At 66.1% G+C, this 17,028-nt stretch carries 15 protein-coding genes; 8 read left to right on the forward strand and 7 right to left on the reverse strand.

All coding sequences use genetic code 11. The features are described from left to right. The first annotated feature begins 53 nt into the window (after positions 1-53). Positions 54-407: a hypothetical protein gene (locus tag ACODS5_RS12200; RefSeq protein ID WP_134689288.1), complete on the forward strand. Its 354-nt coding sequence runs from the start codon at positions 54-56 to the stop codon at positions 405-407. Here ACODS5_RS12200 and ACODS5_RS12205 read toward each other — a convergent pair. After that, positions 397-1,953 carry a glycoside hydrolase family 17 protein gene (locus tag ACODS5_RS12205; RefSeq protein ID WP_489108778.1) on the reverse strand — a complete coding sequence of 519 codons (1,557 nt, stop codon included), beginning with the start codon at positions 1,951-1,953 and terminating at the stop codon, positions 397-399. The two genes, ACODS5_RS12200 and ACODS5_RS12205, sit on opposite strands and share 11 nt — an antisense overlap. Positions 1,954-2,175: 222 nt before the next feature. Here ACODS5_RS12205 and ACODS5_RS12210 point away from each other — a divergent pair, with 222 nt between their 5' ends. The 3 genes from ACODS5_RS12210 (at position 2,176) to ACODS5_RS12220 (ending at position 5,219) form a co-directional block, all read left to right on the forward strand. Continuing rightward, positions 2,176-3,033, forward strand: a complete 858-nt coding sequence (locus ACODS5_RS12210; protein WP_253095653.1) for a glycine betaine ABC transporter substrate-binding protein — start codon at positions 2,176-2,178, stop codon at positions 3,031-3,033. Positions 3,034-3,246: 213 nt separating this feature from the next. Next, entirely contained in the window at positions 3,247-3,558 is a 312-nt protein-coding gene (locus ACODS5_RS12215) for a DUF485 domain-containing protein (RefSeq protein ID WP_134689284.1), read from the forward strand. Further along, a complete protein-coding gene (locus ACODS5_RS12220) occupies positions 3,555-5,219 on the forward strand; it encodes a cation acetate symporter (protein WP_134689282.1) in 1,665 nt (554 codons plus the stop codon). The genes ACODS5_RS12215 and ACODS5_RS12220 overlap by 4 nt, the downstream gene beginning before the upstream one ends. 59 nt (positions 5,220-5,278) lie before the next feature. Here ACODS5_RS12220 and ACODS5_RS12225 read toward each other — a convergent pair whose 3' ends face one another. Then, positions 5,279-5,431, reverse strand: a complete 153-nt coding sequence (locus ACODS5_RS12225; RefSeq protein WP_134689280.1) for a DUF3309 family protein — start codon at positions 5,429-5,431, stop codon at positions 5,279-5,281. A gap of 203 nt (positions 5,432-5,634) precedes the next feature. Between ACODS5_RS12225 and ACODS5_RS12230 the strand changes: the two genes are divergently transcribed. Beyond that, positions 5,635-6,450, forward strand: coding sequence for an SDR family oxidoreductase (locus ACODS5_RS12230; protein WP_134689278.1), 816 nt, complete (start codon positions 5,635-5,637; stop codon positions 6,448-6,450). A gap of 125 nt (positions 6,451-6,575) precedes the next feature. Beyond that, the gene (gene csrA / locus ACODS5_RS12235) at positions 6,576-6,764 is read left to right on the forward strand and encodes a carbon storage regulator CsrA (protein ID WP_134689276.1); all 189 of its coding nucleotides are present in this window, start codon (positions 6,576-6,578) and stop codon (positions 6,762-6,764) included. An 18-nt stretch (positions 6,765-6,782) separates the two neighbouring features. Here the strand turns inward: csrA and ACODS5_RS12240 are convergent, their stop codons facing one another. The 5 genes from ACODS5_RS12240 to mnmC all read right to left on the reverse strand — a co-directional run bounded on the left by ACODS5_RS12240 (position 6,783) and on the right by mnmC (position 14,201). Beyond that, positions 6,783-7,010: a YheU family protein gene (locus ACODS5_RS12240; protein WP_489108779.1), complete on the reverse strand. Its 228-nt coding sequence runs from the start codon at positions 7,008-7,010 to the stop codon at positions 6,783-6,785. A 161-nt stretch (positions 7,011-7,171) separates the two neighbouring features. Then, complete coding sequence (locus ACODS5_RS12245; protein ID WP_489108780.1) at positions 7,172-8,356, reverse strand: osmoprotectant NAGGN system M42 family peptidase; 1,185 nt, start codon at positions 8,354-8,356, stop codon at positions 7,172-7,174. Between the two features lie 180 nt (positions 8,357-8,536). Continuing rightward, the gene (gene ngg, locus ACODS5_RS12250; protein ID WP_489108781.1) at positions 8,537-10,282 is read right to left on the reverse strand and encodes an N-acetylglutaminylglutamine synthetase; all 1,746 of its coding nucleotides are present in this window, start codon (positions 10,280-10,282) and stop codon (positions 8,537-8,539) included. Positions 10,283-10,285: 3 nt separating this feature from the next. Further along, positions 10,286-12,073, reverse strand: coding sequence for an N-acetylglutaminylglutamine amidotransferase (locus tag ACODS5_RS12255; RefSeq protein WP_134689269.1), 1,788 nt, complete (start codon positions 12,071-12,073; stop codon positions 10,286-10,288). Between the two features lie 163 nt (positions 12,074-12,236). After that, positions 12,237-14,201 carry a bifunctional tRNA (5-methylaminomethyl-2-thiouridine)(34)-methyltransferase MnmC2/FAD-dependent 5-carboxymethylaminomethyl-2-thiouridine(34) oxidoreductase MnmC1 gene (mnmC, locus tag ACODS5_RS12260; protein ID WP_489108782.1) on the reverse strand — a complete coding sequence of 655 codons (1,965 nt, stop codon included), beginning with the start codon at positions 14,199-14,201 and terminating at the stop codon, positions 12,237-12,239. 164 nt (positions 14,202-14,365) lie between these two features. On the opposite strand from mnmC, the gene pap reads away from it, so the two are divergent. Together pap and ACODS5_RS12270 are read left to right on the forward strand one after the other, a co-directional pair. Then, complete coding sequence (gene pap / locus ACODS5_RS12265) at positions 14,366-15,856, forward strand: polyphosphate:AMP phosphotransferase (RefSeq protein WP_134689266.1); 1,491 nt, start codon at positions 14,366-14,368, stop codon at positions 15,854-15,856. 169 nt (positions 15,857-16,025) lie between these two features. Continuing rightward, positions 16,026-16,979 carry a DMT family transporter gene (locus ACODS5_RS12270; protein ID WP_489108783.1) on the forward strand — a complete coding sequence of 318 codons (954 nt, stop codon included), beginning with the start codon at positions 16,026-16,028 and terminating at the stop codon, positions 16,977-16,979. Positions 16,980-17,028 lie beyond the last annotated feature (49 nt).

Consider the following 17,028-nt stretch of genomic DNA (forward strand, 5'->3'; position numbering starts at 1 on the left):
AACGCCCCCTGGGGGATCATGCAGCATTTCGATTACCGCAATGGGAGAGCTGGATGACGCGTTCGTGGCCGGTCTGGGCGGTGTTGTGTCTGGCGTCGTGGCTGGCAGCCAGTTATGGCGTGCGTTACGGGTTGATGGAGGACGCCCGCTGGGTGGGCTTGTGCGCGGTGCCTGGCGAACTCTGGCAGTGCCGGGTACGGTCGCTGATGGGGCTGGCGATTCACTTTCAGGTGATGGCCTGGGCGGCGCTGGGGCTGGCACTGTTGGCCCAGGTAACGCCCCGTCGGGGCGGCAGATGGCTGGCAGGGCTGGCGCTGCTGTGCGGGGTACCGGCGTTGGTGCTGTATACCGCGAGCATCGCGGTATTTGCGCTGGTCTTGGCCGGCTTGCGGTTGGTCAGGAGGTGAGCGCGGGGCGCAACCTGAGGCTGCGCCACAGTGCCCCGACCATCAGCACGCTAACCAGCGCCCAGCCCCAGGCCTGCTGGTTGGCCAGCCCCTCGCGCCACAACTGGGGTGCTATGCCGGCGCCGACGATGAACGCCAGCAACGCCACCTCCGCCCGCCGCGCCGGCACCGGCCGGAGCAGATAAACTACCGCCGGCAGTAGCAGCGCGGCACTGGGGAAGCTGCGATAGCGCGGGTCGAACACCAGCGCCAGCATGCTGACCGCCGCGGCGAAGCCTGCGGCCAGCAGCCAGATGCCGGCGCGCGCCTGCAGCCAGGCAAACAGCCGTTGCCGCCAGCCCTCGCGCCGGGCCAGGGCCAAGGCCGCGTGGGCCAGCACCAGCAGGTTCAACCCGGTCAATGCCAGCGCCCATAGCCATTCCCCGGCGAACCTCGCATGGGTACGCATCAGCTCGCCCCACAGTCCCAGGCTGGCGGCGCCCAGCGCCGCCAGCAGCGGCAGCAGCAGGGCGGCGCGGCGATCCGCCGGGCGCCCGGCCAACGCCAGGGTGGCCAGCAACACCAGTGCGCTGGCCAGCCACCATTGCGGCCACAGCGCCAGGTTGCTCACCGGCCCTTCGAGCACGCCCTTGTCCTGGCGGTCGGCATCGTACAGGCCCCAATAACCACCTACCGCGCCTTCGCTGGCACGTTTCCACGGCTGGTCGAAGGCCTCGATCAGGTTGTAGCGCCAGCCATTGGCCTCGGCCAGGGCGACGAAGCCACGGATGAAACGCGCCTCGTTGACCCCGCTCGGCACCGCGGTCTCGCGCTGGCGGCCTTCGCTGGGCCAGCCGGTTTCGCCAATCAGCACATCCTTGGGCGCGAAACGCTTGCCGAACACCTGGCGCACCTCGGCGACATGGGCCAGCGCCGCGTCGATGCCGTGCGGATTGTCCTCCCAGTACGGCAGCAGGTGGATGGTCAGGAAGTCCACCGCCGGCGCCACCTCGGGGTGTTGCAGCCAGAACTCCCAGACATCGGCGTAGGTCACCGGCACCTGCACCTGGCTTTTGACCTTGGCGACCAGCGCGGCCAGGCGCTGGCCGGTGACCTCCTTGCGTAGCAACGCCTCGTTGCCGACGATCACCGCGCTGACCACGTCCGGGTTGGCCTTGGCGGCGGCGATCAGCAGGTCGATTTCCTTGTCGGTGTCGACCGGGTTGGCGTTGACCCAGGCGCCGAGCATCACTTTCAGGCCGTGCTTGCGGGCCAGCGCCGGGATCGCCTCGAGGCCGGTCTGCGAATAGGTGCGAATGCACTGGAAACGCTCGGCGAGCAGTGCCAGGTCGGCGTCCATGCGTGCTGGGCGCAAGCGAAACGGCTGGTCGAACGGCGACTGGTCCTTGTCGAATGGGGTGTAGGAGGCGCATTGCAGCTTGTGCGTCGGGCTGGCGGCGTCGGGCAGGTGCACGGGCTTGCCCAGGCCATGCCAGAGGGCGCCCAGGCCAAGCATGGCCAGCAGGCAGGCGAACAGGTAGAGAAGGCGCGACATCGGGCGGTCCATCGTCGAATTCGGATACGGGGCTGCTGTGCCGCCCCAAGGGCCTGTGATAGTAGCCCGCCGCCAAGCCTTTGGCATGCAAGGATCGCGCAGGGCCACGGCGCGCGATGGCGTTAATGGCACAGTGCTGTCGCTGATCGTTCGCTGGAGGTCGCTGACAGAGCAGGTCGCGCGCGGGGGCAGGTCGATGATGCACTCTCCAAGACCTGACGAGGGGATGCCTTGATGACGATTACAAGAATGCGACGTTTCCTGGGCGTGGGCACCGCCCTGGTATTGGCCATGAGCACCGCGCAGGCAATGGCCAAGGAAGTAAGCATCGGTTACGTGGACGGCTGGTCGGACAGCGTGGCGACCACCAACGTGGCCGCCGAAGTGATCAGGCAGAAACTCGGCTATGACGTGAAGCTGCAGGCGGTGGCCACCGGCATCATGTGGCAGGGCGTGGCCACCGGCAAGCTGGATGCCATGCTGTCGGCGTGGCTGCCGGTGACCCACGGCGAGTATTGGGCCAAGAACAAGGACAACGTGGTCGACTACGGCCCCAACTTCAAGGACGCCAAGATCGGCCTGATCGTCCCCGAGTACGTCAAGGCCAGCAGCATTGCCGACCTCAAGACCGACACCAGCTTCAAGCAGAAGATCGTCGGCATCGACGCCGGTTCCGGGGTGATGCTCAAGACCGAGCAGGCGATCAAGGACTACGAGCTGACGGGCTACAAGCTCACCGCCAGTTCTGGCGCGGCGATGACCGCCGAGCTGGGGCGTTCCTACGCCAAGCAGCAGTCCATCGCGGTGACTGGCTGGGTGCCGCACTGGATGTTCGCCAAGTGGAAGCTGAAGTTCCTCGAGGACCCCAAGGGCGTCTATGGCGCGGCCGAGACGGTCAACAGCATCGGCAGCAAGGAGCTGGCGAGCAAGGCACCGGAAGTGGCCGAGTTCCTGAAGAAATTCCAGTGGCAGTCCAAGGATGAGATCGGCGAGGTGATGCTGGCGATCCAGGAGGGTGCCAAGCCTGAAGCCGCGGCCAAGGACTGGGTGGCCAAGCACCCGGAACGGGTCAAGGAGTGGACGGGTAAATAATCGGAAGTTGGCGTATGCCTATCGCGGGCCAAGCCCGCTCCCGCGGATTTCGAAGTACTGCGTGGGAGTGGGCTTGGCCCGCGATCTACGACGGGTTGTTACCAAATCTGTAAAACACCGTTGCATCTAAGACTAAGGTCGTCTGGTTGGCGTCCAACGGCAGCATAAAGTGGAGTCGGGTTCTCCCTAATCTGTGCTGCTAGGACAAAAACAATGAACGACAGCATTTACCTCTCGATACAGAACAGCCCGCGCTTCAAGGAGCTGGTCACCAAGCGCGAGCGTTTCGCCTGGATTCTCTCGGCGATCATGCTCGGCCTCTACTGCGCCTTCATCCTCCTCATCGCCTATGGCCCGCATCTGCTGGGTGCCAAGTTGAGCCCCGATTCGTCGATCACCTGGGGTATTCCCCTGGGTGTCGGCCTGATCGTCTCGGCGTTCGTGCTCACCGCCATCTACGTGCGCCGCGCCAACGGCGAGTTCGATGAATTGAACAAGGCGATCCTCGAGGAGGCCAAGCAATGATCCGTCACGCCAAGACCCTGGCCGTTCTGGCCTGCGGCGCTTTCGCACCCGCCGTGTGGGCCGCCGACGCCCTGACCGGCGAGGTGCACAAGCAGCCGCTGAACGTTTCGGCGATCGCCATGTTCGTGGCCTTCGTTTGTTTCACCCTGGGGATTACCTACTGGGCCTCCAAGCGCAACAAGTCGGCGTCTGACTATTATGCTGCCGGTGGCCGCATCACCGGCTTCCAGAACGGCCTGGCGATTGCCGGCGACTACATGTCGGCGGCCTCGTTCCTGGGCATTTCCGCGCTGGTGTTCACCTCCGGCTACGATGGCCTGATCTACTCCATCGGTTTCCTGGTCGGCTGGCCGATCATCCTGTTCCTGATTGCCGAACGCCTGCGCAACCTTGGCAAGTACACCTTCGCCGACGTCGCCTCATACCGCCTCGGGCAAAAAGAGATCCGCACCCTGTCGGCCTCCGGCTCGCTGGTGGTGGTGGCCTTCTACCTGATCGCGCAGATGGTCGGTGCCGGCAAGCTGATCCAACTGCTGTTCGGCCTCGACTACCATGTCGCGGTGATCCTGGTTGGCATCCTGATGTGCCTGTACGTGTTGTTCGGCGGCATGCTCGCCACCACCTGGGTGCAGATCATCAAGGCGGTGCTGCTGCTGTCCGGTGCCAGCTTCATGGCACTGATGGTGATGAAACACGTGGGCTTCGACTTCAACACGCTGTTCTCCGAGGCAATCAAGGTGCATGCCAAGGGCGAGGCGATCATGAGCCCGGGCGGCCTGGTCAAGGACCCGATTTCGGCGTTCTCGCTGGGCCTGGCGCTGATGTTCGGTACCGCTGGCCTGCCGCACATCCTGATGCGTTTCTTCACCGTCAGCGATGCCAAGGAAGCGCGCAAGAGCGTGCTCTACGCCACTGGCTTCATCGGCTATTTCTACATCCTGACCTTCATCATCGGTTTCGGCGCGATCCTGCTGGTCAGCACCAACCCGGACTTCAAGGATGCCGCCGGCGCCCTGCTGGGTGGCAACAACATGGCCGCGGTGCACCTGGCCGATGCGGTGGGCGGTAGCATCTTCCTCGGCTTCATCTCGGCGGTGGCCTTCGCCACCATCCTGGCGGTGGTCGCCGGCTTGACCCTGGCTGGCGCCTCGGCGGTGTCCCACGACCTTTACGCCAGTGTCTGGCGCAAAGGCAAGGCCAACGACAAGGACGAGATTCGCGTGTCGAAGATCACCACCGTTGCCCTGGGCGTGCTGGCGATTGGCCTGGGCATCCTGTTCGAGAACCAGAACATCGCCTTCATGGTCGGCCTGGCGTTCTCCATCGCCGCCAGCTGCAACTTCCCGGTCCTGCTGCTCTCGATGTACTGGAAGAAGCTGACCACCCGCGGCGCCATGATCGGTGGCTGGATGGGCTTGATCAGCGCGGTGGGCCTGATGGTCCTCGGCCCGACCATCTGGGTGCAGATCCTCGGCCATGAGAAAGCCATTTACCCGTATGAGTACCCGGCACTGTTCTCGATGATCATCGCCTTCGCCGGCATCTGGTTCTTCTCGGTCACCGACAAGTCCAAGGCCGCTGAAGACGAGCGCGCGCTGTTCTTCCCGCAGTTCGTCCGTTCGCAGACTGGCCTGGGGGCCAGCGGCGCGGTCTCGCACTGACCTGTTGAGCTGAACGCGCAACGCCCCGGCCCAAGCCGGGGCGTTGTCGTTTCAGGGCGTCATATGTGGCCCAGCAACACCAGGATCAGCAGGATCACCAGCACCACGCCGACAATACCGGACGGGCCATAGCCCCAGGCGCGGGAATGGGGGAAGACCGGTAAGCCACCGATCAGCAGCAGGATCAGGATGATGATGAGGATCGTGGTCATGGTGGAGTCCTTGCGTGATGGAAGGGCTGGCGCAGGCGAGGCCGGGCGCTTACAGATTCCGACCGGTACCGTCAGGCAAAAATTCAATCCGTTTGGGGCGCCCGCAGCTTGGATACCGCTGTATTCAGCACCCTGATGCCGCACCGCCAGGGGGGGGTTCTGGCTAGACTCCAGCCCACTCTCACTGTTCAAGGCGCTTGACCATGCACAACCGAATGATGATCACCGGGGCCGGCTCCGGCCTGGGCCGCGAGATCGCCCTGCGCTGGGCGCGAGACGGCTGGCGCCTGGCCTTGGCCGATGTCAACGAGGCCGGGCTGCAGGAAACCCTGGCGCTGGTGCGCCAGGCCGGCGGCGACGGCTTCATCCAGCGTTGCGACGTGCGCGACTACAGCCAGCTCACCGCCTTGGCCCAGGCCTGCGAGGAGAAGTTCGGCGGCATCGACGCGATCGTCAACAATGCCGGGGTGGCCGCGGGTGGTTTTTTCGCCGAGTTGTCCCTGGAGGATTGGGACTGGCAGATCGCGGTCAACCTGATGGGCGTGGTCAAGGGCTGCAAGGCATTCCTGGCGCAGCTCGAGCGCAGCCGTGGGCGGATCATCAATATCGCCTCGATGGCGGCCCTGATGCAGGGCCCGGGCATGAGCAACTACAACGTCGCCAAGGCCGGCGTGCTGGCGTTGTCCGAGAGCCTGCTGGTGGAACTACGCCAGGTCGAGGTGGCGGTGCATGTGGTCTGCCCATCGTTCTTCCAGACCAACCTGCTCGACTCGTTCCGCGGCCCGGACCCGGCGATGAAGGCCCAGGTGGGCAAGCTGCTCGAGGGCTCGCCGATCAGTGCCGCCGATATCGCCGAGCATATCCATGCCCAGGTCGCGGCGGGGGAGTTCCTCATCCTGCCGCACGAAGCCGGACGCCAGGCCTGGCAGCTCAAGTGCCAGGCGCCGCAGCGGCTGTATGACGAGATGGCCGAGATGGCGCTGAAAATGCGCGCGAAACAGCGCAGAAACAGCCATTAACAGGAATGATCTGTAGGGATATTTACCGCTTTATGTGGGATCGGTCTATTTGTCTGGTGAACGATTGAGTAGGTGAAGGCGGCCGGTGCAGTCTCCGATTTTCCCGTGAGCAGGAGGATCGGTACATGCTGGTAATCGGACGTGAAAAAGGCGAGGTGATCGTCATTGCAGATGACATCCGCATCCAGGTGATGGGGATCGAGAAGGGCGGGCAGGTGCGTTTCGGCATCATTGCACCGCGCGAGGTGGAGGTACACCGGGTCGAGGTGTACAAGCGGATCAAGGCGCAGGCGCGGGAGGAGGCGCAAGCCTGATAGCCAGCGCCCGGGGCGTCACTCGAGCAACTCGCGGGGCACTTCGTGCCTGGCCAGCAACTGGCACTGCTGGCTTTCCAGGTCGAACAGAATGAACGCCTGGCCCCTGGCCAGCGCCTGGCGCACGCGCAGGACTCGGGTTTCCAGCGGCGTGTCATCGCCGTTGTCGGTGCCGTCGCGGGTAACGAAGTCTTCGATCAGGCGGGTCAGGGTTTCGGCTTCGAGTTGCTCGTGGGGGATCAGCATGGTCGGGGCGATGGTGGTGGGGGTGTGTGCATGCTACGTGAAATTGCGTGAGCATGCTGTGTCAGAGAGCATGCTCACGCCTGTAGGAGCCAGCTTGCTGGCGAACCAGGCACCGCAGTGGCAGGCACCGGCATTTGTGGCCATCCTTGGGGCCCAGGGCGTCAGCCTTTGTTTCCCACCAGGCTGTCCACCGCCGGCACCCGGGTATCGCTCTCCATCTGCGCGTCATGTTCCAGCTGATGGCTGAAGCGCTCCAGCGAGGCGCTGGCCGGTTGCGAGTCGCTGGCGAACACCGGTGGGCTGAGCAGGTAGCCGGCCAATAGTTTGCTCAGGGCGGCGAGGCTGTCGATATGGGTGCGTTCATAACCATGGGTGGCATCGCAGCCGAACGCCACCAGCGCGGTGCGGATATCATGCCCGGCGGTCACTGCCGAGTGGGCGTCGCTGAAGTAGTAGCGGAACAGGTCGCGGCGTACCGGCAGGTCCTGGTCGCCGGCCAGTTTCAGCAGGTGCCGCGACAAGTGGTAGTCGTAGGGGCCGGACGAATCCTGCATGGCCACGCTCACCGCATGCTCGCTGGAGGCCTGCCCCGGCGCCACCGGCGCGATGTCGATGCCGACGAACTCGCTGACATCCCAGGGCAGGGCACCTGCGGCGCCCGAGCCGGTTTCCTCGGTGATGGTGAATAGCGGGTGGCAGTCGATCAGCGGTTGACGGCCGCTCTCCACCACGGCCTTGAGCGCCGCCAGCAAGGCGGCCACGCCGGCCTTGTCGTCGAGGTGCCGGGCACTGATATGGCCGCTTTCGGTGAATTCGGGCAGCGGGTCGAAGGCGACGAAGTCGCCGATGGCGATCCCCAGCGCTTCACAATCGGCGCGGGTGGCGCAGTAGGCGTCCAGGCGCACTTCCACGTGCTCCCAGCTGACCGGCATCTGGTCGATGGCGGTGTTGAAGGCGTGCCCACTGGCCATCAGCGGCAGCACGCTGCCACGGTATACGCCGGTGTCGGTGAACACGCTGACACGGCTGCCCTCGGCGAAGCGGCTCGACCAGCAGCCCACCGCCGCCAGTGCCAGGCGGCCGTTGTCCTGCAACTGGCGCACGCTGGCGCCGATGGTGTCCAGGTGAGCGGACACGGCGCGGTCGGGCGAATTCTGCCGACCCTTGAGGGTAGCGCGGATGGTGCCGCGGCGAGTCAGCTCGAAGGGAATGCCCAGTTCGTCCAGGCGTTCGGCGACGTAGCGCACGATGGTGTCGGTGAAACCGGTGGGGCTGGGGATGGCGAGCATCTCCAGCAGTACCCGCTTGAGGTAGTCGAGGTCGGGTTCGAGGTGTCGTTCGGACATGTCCAGGTCTCCGGTCGAGTTGAATTTGCACATGGCGCAAGGTCTTTGTAGGCGCGGCCTTGTGTCGCGAAAGGCCCGCAAAGCGGGCCCGGCAATGGATGCAGCGAAGCTGAAAACCCGAGGGGGCGCTGCGCACCCTTTCGCGACACAAGGCTGCTCCTGCACGAAACCGAGGGGCTGTCAGGCCAAGGCCCGGCTATGCGGAAACAGCAGATCGACGAAGCGTTCCGCCGTCGGCTGCGGTTCATGGTTGGCCAGCCCGGCCCGTTCGTTGGCCTCGATGATCACGTAGTCCGGGTGCTCGGCATCGCGGACCATGAAGTCCAGGCCCACCACGGGAATTTCCAGGGCGCGGGCGGCGCGCACGGCGGCATCGGCCAGCACCGGGTGCAGGCGCGCGGTGACGTCCTCCAGGGTGCCGCCGGTATGCAGGTTGGCGGTGCGGCGCACAGCCAGCCGCTGCCCGGCCGGGAGGATGTCGTCGTAGCCCAGGCCGGCGGCCTTGAGCGTGCGTGCCGTTTCCTCATCGAGCGGTATGCGGCTCTCGCCGCCGGTGGCCGCCTGGCGACGGCGGCTTTGCGCCTGGATCAACGCGCGAATGCTATGGCTGCCGTCGCCAATCACCTGCGCCGGATGACGGATCGCCGCCGCCACCACTTCGTAGCCGATCACCACGATGCGCAGGTCGCTGCCGGCATGGAAACTCTCCAGCAGCACGCGGCTGTCGAAACGCCGGGCCTGTTCCACGGCGTGGGTGACGTCCTCGTGGCAGGTGAGGTTTACGGCCACGCCCTGGCCTTGCTCGCCATCCACGGGCTTGACCACCAGCGCGCCGTGTTCGTCGAGAAACGCCAGGTTGTCGTCGGCGTTGCCCGCCAACTGCTGCGCCGGCACTTGCAGCCCGGCCTGGTGCAAGGCTTGCCGGGTCAGGCGCTTGTCCTGGCACAGGGTCATGGTCACGGCGCTGGTCAGGTCGCTCAGCGACTCGCGGCACCGTACCCGCCTGCCACCCAGGCTGAGGGTGAACAAGCCTGCGCCAGCATCGTCCACCTGCACCTCGATGCCCCGGCGCAGCGCCTCGTCGACGATGATTCGCGCGTAGGGGTTGAGAGTCGCCTCCGGGCCGGGGCCGAGGAACAGTGGCTGGTTGATGCCGTTCTTGCGCTTGACCGCGAAGGTCGGCAGGTTGCGAAAGCCCAGCTTCTTGTACAGGCGCTTGGCCTGGCGGTTGTCGTGCAGGACAGACAGGTCCAGGCAGGCCAGGCCACGGCTCATGAAGTGCTCGATCAGGTGGCGCACCAGCACCTCGCCGACCCCCGGGCGGGTGCAGTGCGGGTCCACCGCCAGGCACCACAGGCTGCAGCCGTGCTCGGGGTCGTCGAAGGCCTTGCTGTGGTCCAGGCCCATGACGCTGCCGATCACTGCGTTGCTGTCCTCGTCTTCGGCCAGCCAGTACACCGGGCCGCCCTGATGGCGCGGGGTGAGGCGCTCGACATCGACCGGCAGCATGCCGCGGGCCAGGTACAGGGTGTTGATGGCTTGCCAGTCCGCCGCGCTCTGCGCCCGGCGGATGCGAAAACCGCGAAACACCCGTTGCGCCGGGCGGTAGTCGGTGAACCACAGGCGCAAGGTGTCCGACGGGTCGAGGAACAACTGCTGCGGTGCCTGGGCCAGTACCTGCTGAGGCGCGGCGACGTACAGGGCGATGTCGCGCTCGCCGCCACGCTCCTCGAGCAGGTCTTCGGCCAGGGTCAGCGGGTCGGCATAGGTATGCCCGATCAGCAATCGGCCCCAGCCGCAATGCACCGCCCGTGGTCGGTCGTGGGGTTCGCTGCCGTCGCCGGCCAGGCGTGCCTGCAGGCGCTCGTAGGACGGCGCCTGGCCGCGCAGCAGGCGCTGACCGTAAGCGATCTCGTGAGCTTTCATCGGTCAGATTCCTTGTTCGCTGAACCACAGGTTCAGGGCCGCCAGTTGCCATAGCTTGGAGCCGCGCAATGGGGTGAGCTGGCCATGGGGATTGCTCAGCAGGCGGTCGAGCATCGCCGGCTTGAACAGGCCACGGTCCTGGCTCGGGTCGGTCAGCAGCTCGCGTACCCACTCCAGGGTGGCGCCTTGCAAGTGCTTGAGGCCGGGCACCGGGAAGTAGCCTTTCTTGCGGTCGATCACCTCATGGGGGATGACCCGCCGCGCGGCCTGCTTGAGCACCTGCTTGCCGCCGTCGGGCAGCTTGAAGCGCGCCGGGATGCGCGCCGACAGCTCCACCAGGCGGTAGTCCAGGAATGGCGTGCGCGCCTCCAGGCCCCAGGCCATGGTCATGTTGTCCACCCGTTTGACCGGGTCGTCCACCAGCATCACCGTGCTGTCCAGGCGCAGGGCCTTGTCCACCGCGTCCGGCGCGCCGGGGCGGGCGAAGTGCTCGCGGACGAAGTCGCCGGCCACGTCGGTCTCCAGCAGCCAGGGGGCCTGCACGGTGTCGCGGTACTCGGCGTGGCTACGGTCGAAGAAGGCGTCGCGGTAGGCCGCGAAGGCATCCTCGGCGCCGTCAACCTGGGGGTACCAGTGGTAGCCGGCGAACAGCTCGTCGGCGCCCTGGCCACTCTGCACGCCCTTGCAGTGCTTGGCCACTTCCCGCGACAGCAGGTAGAAGGCGATGCAGTCGTGGCTGACCATCGGCTCGCTCATGGCGCGGAAGGCGGCGGGCAACTGCTCGATGATCTCGTGTTCGGCAATGCGCAACTGATGGTGACGGGTGCCATAGTGCCGGGCGATCAGGTCGGAGTACTGGAATTCGTCGCCGCGCTCGCCGCCGGCATCCTCGAAGCCGATGGAGAAAGTCGACAGGTCGTCCACCCCGGCCTCGCGCAGCAAGCCGACCAGCAGGCTCGAGTCGACGCCGCCGGACAGCAGCACGCCAACGTCCACCGCCGCGCGCTGACGAATCGCCACGGCGTCGCGGGTGGCGTCGAGCACGCGGCTGGTCCAGCCTTCCAGGTCGAGCTCGCGCTCGTCGGGGTTGGCGCCGTAGTGCAGTTGCCACCAGGTTTGGCGTTCGACTTCGCCGTGGCAGTCGATGCGCATCCAGCTGCCGGGCTCGAGTTTCTGCACGTTGGCCAGCAGGGTGCGCGGCGCGGGCACCACGGCATGGAAGTTGAGGTAGTGGTTGAGCGCCACTGGGTCGATCATCGGGTCGATGTCGCCGCCTTTGAGCAACGCCGGCAGGGTCGAGGCGAAGCGCAGGCGTTCGCCGTTGCGCGACAGGTACAGCGGCTTGACGCCGAGCCGGTCGCGGGCCAGGAACAGGCGCTGGGCATCGCGCTCCCAGATGGCCAGGGCGAACATGCCGTTGAGCTTGGGCAGCAGCGCCGCGCCCCAGGCATGGTAGCCCTTGAGCAGCACCTCGGTGTCGCCGTCGGACCAGAAGCTGTAGCCCAGGGCTTGCAGCTCTTCGCGCAGCTCGGGGAAGTTGTAGATGGCGCCGTTGAAGGCCAGCGACAGGCCCAGGGTGCTGTCGACCATCGGCTGCGCCGAGCCGTCGGACAGGTCCATGATCTTCAGCCGGCGGTGGCCGAGGGCGATCGGGCCCTGGCTATGGAAGCCCCAGGCGTCGGGGCCGCGGGGCGCCAGGTGGTGGGTGATGCGCTCCACCGCGGCGAGGTCCGCCGGGCGGGGGGCTTGGTCGATGGGGGTGAAACGTAACTCTCCTGCTAATCCGCACATAAGTCCTTACCGGTTTTGCCGTTGGGGAGGTGTGCACCCAAAAATGGGCCACTTAGGTAGAGACCTGAGTGGTTTGCAAGAGTTTTAGATCAATCAGTTATATAGGGTGAGCGGCCATCGCGGGGGCTTGGCAGCGGGCTTGTCCCGCGATGGTTGCTACCGCTTACTGCCCGCGAATCAACCGGCGCAAGGCAAAGCGGTTGGGGTGGCATGCCTCGGCCACCGCCCTGGGCACCGGCAGCGGTTCGCCACTGGCCCACGCGGCAATCAGCTCGCCGCACAGCGGCGCGGTAATCAGCCCTCGCGAGCCATGCCCGCTGTTCACATACAACCCTTCCAGCCATGGACACGCCACGGCGGGCACCTGCCTCGCGTCCTTGCCCAGCACGGCATAATGCTCGGCGAACCGTTCGGGGGCTGCCAGCGGCCCGACGATGGGCAGGTAGTCCGGGCTGGTGCAACGAAACGCCGCGCGGCCTTCGAGCAGCGCCGGGTCGAGTTCGGCGGCGCCCAGGCGTTGCGCCAGGTCGCTGGAGATTTCCTCCAGCAGTGCCAGGTTGCCCTGGTGCTCGGCGACGCTGGGCGTGGTGTCCTGGTTATGGAAGTCGAAGCTGGCGCCCAGGGTGTGTTCAGCGCCGCGCGGGGGCGCCACATAGCCTTCGGCGCACACCACCGTGTTCAGCGCCTGGCTGGCCAGGGTGGCGGGCAGGCGGGTGATCTGCCCGCGGATACGCTTGAGCGGCAACCCGGCGCAAGCCGGGAAATGGCGAACGTCGGCTGCCCCGGCCAGCACCACCAGCGCCGCGCTGGCCAGCAGGCGCTCGCCGTCCCAGGCCTGCCACAGGCCGTCGGCCTTGCGCAGTTCGATGACGTTGGCATGGCTGAGCAGGCGAATACGCGGGTGCGCCAGCTGGGCCTGGCACAGGGCCGGCGGATGCACCCAGCCCCCTTCGGGGTAGAACAGGCCGCCGCTGGCCAGCGCCACCCCGGCCAAGGCCTGGGCCTGCTCACGCTCTAGCGGTTGCAGCAGGCTGCGGTCGAAGGCGCCGGCAAGCTTGGCCTGGCGTTGGCTTTCTGCTTCATCGAACGCCAATTGCAGCACGCCGCAGGCATCCCAGTCCTGGCCGCGCTGCAGGCGTTCGAGCCAGCGGCGGGTGTAGCCGAAGCCGGCGAGGATCATCTGCGACAGGGCGGTACCGTGGGCCGACAGCTTGAGGTACAGCACGCCCTGGGGGTTGCCTGAGGCTTCCCGGGCAGGACCGGCGTGACGCTCCAGCACGCTGACCTGCCAGCCACGGCTGGCCAGGCTGCGGGCCGTGGCGCTGCCGGCCAGGCCCGCGCCGATCACCAGTGCCTCGCGCGGCCCCGGCAAGGGCGTCGGGCGTGCGTACCAGGGCGCCACGGGGCTTGCTGGCGTGCCGCTGTAGACACCGTGCATCACCTCCCACTTCTTGCCGATACCCGGCACCTTCTTCATGCTGAAGCCGGCGTCGATCAAGCCGCGGCGCACCCAGCCGGTGGTGGTGAAGGTGCCAAGCGTGGTGCCGGGATGAGACAGGCGCGCCAGTTGGGCAAACAGCTCCGGTGTCCACATGTCGGGGTTTTTCGCCGGGGCGAAGCCGTCGAGGAACCAGGCGTCGATGTGCGCGTCCAGTTGCGGCAGTTGCTCCAGCGCATCGCCGATCATCAAGGTGAGGGTGACGCGGCCGCCGTCGAGGCTGAACTGCTGGAAACCTGGGTGAATCGCCACGTACTGCGCCAGCAGCGGCTGGGTGAAGGCCGCCAGCTGCGGCCACAGTTGCATGGCCCGGGCCAGATCGTCGCGGCTCAGCGGGTACTTCTCGACGCTGACGAAATGCAGGCGTGCCTCGGCGGGGGCCAGCTCGGCGAACAGTTGCCAGGCGCAAAAGAAGTTCATGCCGGTGCCAAAGCCCGTCTCGCCAATCACCAGGCAGCCGTGCGCTGTCATTTCTGCGAAGCGCTGGCGCAGGTGGTTCTGCTCGATGAATACGTGCAGGGTCTCGTCGATGCCCTCGTTGATGGCGAAATAGACATCGTCGTATTGCCGGGAATGAGGGCGGCCCTGGTCGTCCCAGTCGATCTGGGCATGCTGAAGGAGGGTGGACATGGTTGGCTCGGTTGCAGCGAATGGGCGGATTTTATGTCATCCGTGGAATTTACGCAGTTCGTACCTGCGGCGCGATCACCGTAGGAGCCGGCTCGCCGGCGAATGGGCCGGTACAGGCGAAGCACAATTCCGCTAGTCTTGCTTATCCATTGAAGGAGCCATCCATGTTCGAATCCGCCGAAATCGGTCACAGCATCGACAAGGACACCTACGAGGCCGAGGTCCCCGCCCTGCGCGAGGCGCTGCTCGAGGCCCAGTACGAACTCAAGCAGCAGGCGCGGTTCCCGGTGATCGTGCTGATCAACGGCATCGAGGGCGCGGGCAAGGGCGAAACGGTCAAGCTGCTCAACGAATGGATGGACCCGCGGCTGATCGAGGTGCGCACCTTCGACCAGCAGACCGACGAAGAGCTGGCCCGCCCGCCGGCCTGGCGCTACTGGCGGGCACTGCCGCCGAAAGGGCGGATGGGGGTGTTCTTCGGCAACTGGTACAGCCAGATGCTCGAAGGCCGGGTGCATGGCCAGTTCAAGGATGCCGTGCTCGACCAGGCCATCGCCGGGGCCGAGCGCCTGGAGCAGATGCTCTGCGAGGAAGGCGCGTTGATCATCAAGTTCTGGTTCCACCTGTCCAAGAAACAGATGAAGGCCCGGCTCAAGGCGCTGCGCGACGATCCGCTGCACAACTGGCGCATCAGCCCGCTGGACTGGCAGCAGTCGCAAACCTACGACCGCTTCGTGCGTTTCGGCGAGCGCGTGCTGCGCCGCACCAGCCGCGACTATGCGCCCTGGCATGTGGTCGAGGGCGTCGACCCGTATTACCGCAGCCTGGCGGTTGGGCGGATCCTGCTGGAGAGCTTGCAGGCGGCCTTGGCCAATACCCCGCCCAAGCACCAGGGCAATGTCGCGCCGCTGGGGCGCAGCATCGACCAGAAAAGCCTGCTCGGTGCCCTGGACATGACCCTGAGCCTGGACAAGAAGGATTACGCCGAGCAGTTGGTCACCGAACAGGCCCGGCTCGCCGGCTTGCTGCGCGACAAGCGCATGCGCCGCCACGCCCTGGTGGCGGTGTTCGAGGGCAATGACGCGGCGGGCAAGGGCGGGGCGATCCGCCGCGTGGCGGCGGCGCTGGACCCACGCCAGTACCGCATCGTGCCGATTGCCGCGCCCACCGAGGAAGAACGCGCCCAGCCGTACCTGTGGCGGTTCTGGCGGCATATCCCGGCCCGCGGCAAGTTCACCATCTTCGACCGCTCCTGGTATGGCCGGGTGCTGGTGGAGCGGGTCGAGGGCTTTTGCAGCCCGGCCGACTGGATGCGTGCCTACGGCGAGATCAACGACTTCGAGGAACAGTTGAGCAACGCCGGGGTGGTGGTGGTCAAGTTCTGGCTGGCCATCGACCAGCAGACCCAGCTGGAGCGCTTCGAGGAGCGCGAGCAGATTCCGTTCAAGCGTTACAAGATTACCGAGGAAGACTGGCGCAACCGCGACAAGTGGGATGTCTATGCCGAGGCGGTGGGCGACATGGTCGACCGCACCAGCACCGAGATTGCGCCCTGGACCCTGGTAGAAGCCAACGACAAGCGTTGGGCGCGGGTGAAGGTGCTGCGCACCATCAACCAGGCACTGGAGGCGGCGTTGGCCAAGCACAAGAAATAACAACCCCGTGACCAGCCTGACTTGCAAACCCCATGCGCGTCACCTGCTGGCGAACCGGGCGGTACAGCATGCGCACAGGGAATGACTTGATGAAATCTTTTCCCGTCACATCCTCCCCGGCCAAGCTTTAGACTGCACGCTCCCCACCAAGGCCCGATTCGAGGACAGCATGCACATTTCTTCCGGACGCTGGGTCCATGGCCTGCTGTTGGCACTGTTGACCGCGCTGCTCTGGGGCATCCTGCCGATCAAGCTCAAGCAGGTGTTGCAGGTGATGGACCCGGTGACCGTGACCTGGTACCGCCTGTCCGTCTCGGGCGGCCTGCTGTTCGCCTGGCTCGCCGCCCACCGCCGCTTGCCGTCGCTGCGCCGCTTGGGCGCCAAGGGCAGGGGCCTGGTGGCCATCGCGGTAGCTGGGCTGGTGGGCAACTACGTGCTGTACCTGGTCGGCCTCAAGCTGATCAGCCCCGGCACCGCGCAACTGGTGGTGCAACTGGGCCCGGTGTTGCTGCTGGTGGCCAGCGTGCTGGTGTTCAAGGAGCGCTTCAGCCTGGGGCAGGGCTTGGGCCTGCTGGTGCTGCTGGCGGGGTTTGCTTTGTTCTTCAACCAGCGCCTGGAGGAATTGCTTGGCTCGCTGGGTACCTACACCACCGGGGTGCTGACCATCCTCCTGGCGACCAGCATCTGGGTGCTATATGCCCTGAGCCAGAAGCAGCTGCTGACGCTGTGGAACTCGCAACAGGTGATGATGGTGCTCTACCTGTGCTGCGCGCTATTGCTGACACCTTGGGTACACCCGCTGCAGGCGTTGCAGTTGAGCCCGTTGCAGGGCTGGCTGCTGCTGGCCTGCTGCCTGAACACGCTGGTGGCCTATGGCGCGTTCGCCGAGGCCTTGGCGCATTGGGAGGCCTCGCGGGTCAGCGCGACCCTGGCGCTGACACCGCTGGTGACGTTCGTCGCGGTGGCGCTGGGCGCCTGGTTGTGGCCGGCTTATGTTCACGCCGAACAGATCAACGCCCTGGGGTATGTCGGAGCGATGACGGTGGTGCTGGGCTCGGCGCTGGTGGCGCTGGGGCCGTCGCTGATCGCGGGATGGAGGGCGAAGAGGGCGCAGGCCCAATAACCCGGCGCGATACCTGTAGGAGCGGCCTTGTGCCGCGAATGGGCTGCTG

This window comes from Pseudomonas sp. FG47, from assembly GCF_057809115.1.

Bases quoted from the DNA above. Each gene is read 5' to 3' on its own strand.
- ACODS5_RS12200 (WP_134689288.1), top strand. From the start codon at position 54: ATGACGCGTTCGTGGCCGGTCTGGGCGGTGTTGTGTCTGGCGTCGTGG.
- ACODS5_RS12205 (WP_489108778.1), bottom strand. From the start codon at position 1,953: ATGGACCGCCCGATGTCGCGCCTTCTCTACCTGTTCGCCTGCCTGCTG.
- ACODS5_RS12210 (WP_253095653.1), top strand. From the start codon at position 2,176: ATGACGATTACAAGAATGCGACGTTTCCTGGGCGTGGGCACCGCCCTG.
- ACODS5_RS12215 (WP_134689284.1), top strand. From the start codon at position 3,247: ATGAACGACAGCATTTACCTCTCGATACAGAACAGCCCGCGCTTCAAG.
- ACODS5_RS12220 (WP_134689282.1), top strand. From the start codon at position 3,555: ATGATCCGTCACGCCAAGACCCTGGCCGTTCTGGCCTGCGGCGCTTTC.
- ACODS5_RS12225 (WP_134689280.1), bottom strand. From the start codon at position 5,431: ATGACCACGATCCTCATCATCATCCTGATCCTGCTGCTGATCGGTGGC.
- ACODS5_RS12230 (WP_134689278.1), top strand. From the start codon at position 5,635: ATGCACAACCGAATGATGATCACCGGGGCCGGCTCCGGCCTGGGCCGC.
- csrA (WP_134689276.1), top strand. From the start codon at position 6,576: ATGCTGGTAATCGGACGTGAAAAAGGCGAGGTGATCGTCATTGCAGAT.
- ACODS5_RS12240 (WP_489108779.1), bottom strand. From the start codon at position 7,010: ATGCTGATCCCCCACGAGCAACTCGAAGCCGAAACCCTGACCCGCCTG.
- ACODS5_RS12245 (WP_489108780.1), bottom strand. From the start codon at position 8,356: ATGTCCGAACGACACCTCGAACCCGACCTCGACTACCTCAAGCGGGTA.
- ngg (WP_489108781.1), bottom strand. From the start codon at position 10,282: ATGAAAGCTCACGAGATCGCTTACGGTCAGCGCCTGCTGCGCGGCCAG.
- ACODS5_RS12255 (WP_134689269.1), bottom strand. From the start codon at position 12,073: ATGTGCGGATTAGCAGGAGAGTTACGTTTCACCCCCATCGACCAAGCC.
- mnmC (WP_489108782.1), bottom strand. From the start codon at position 14,201: ATGTCCACCCTCCTTCAGCATGCCCAGATCGACTGGGACGACCAGGGC.
- pap (WP_134689266.1), top strand. From the start codon at position 14,366: ATGTTCGAATCCGCCGAAATCGGTCACAGCATCGACAAGGACACCTAC.
- ACODS5_RS12270 (WP_489108783.1), top strand. From the start codon at position 16,026: ATGCACATTTCTTCCGGACGCTGGGTCCATGGCCTGCTGTTGGCACTG.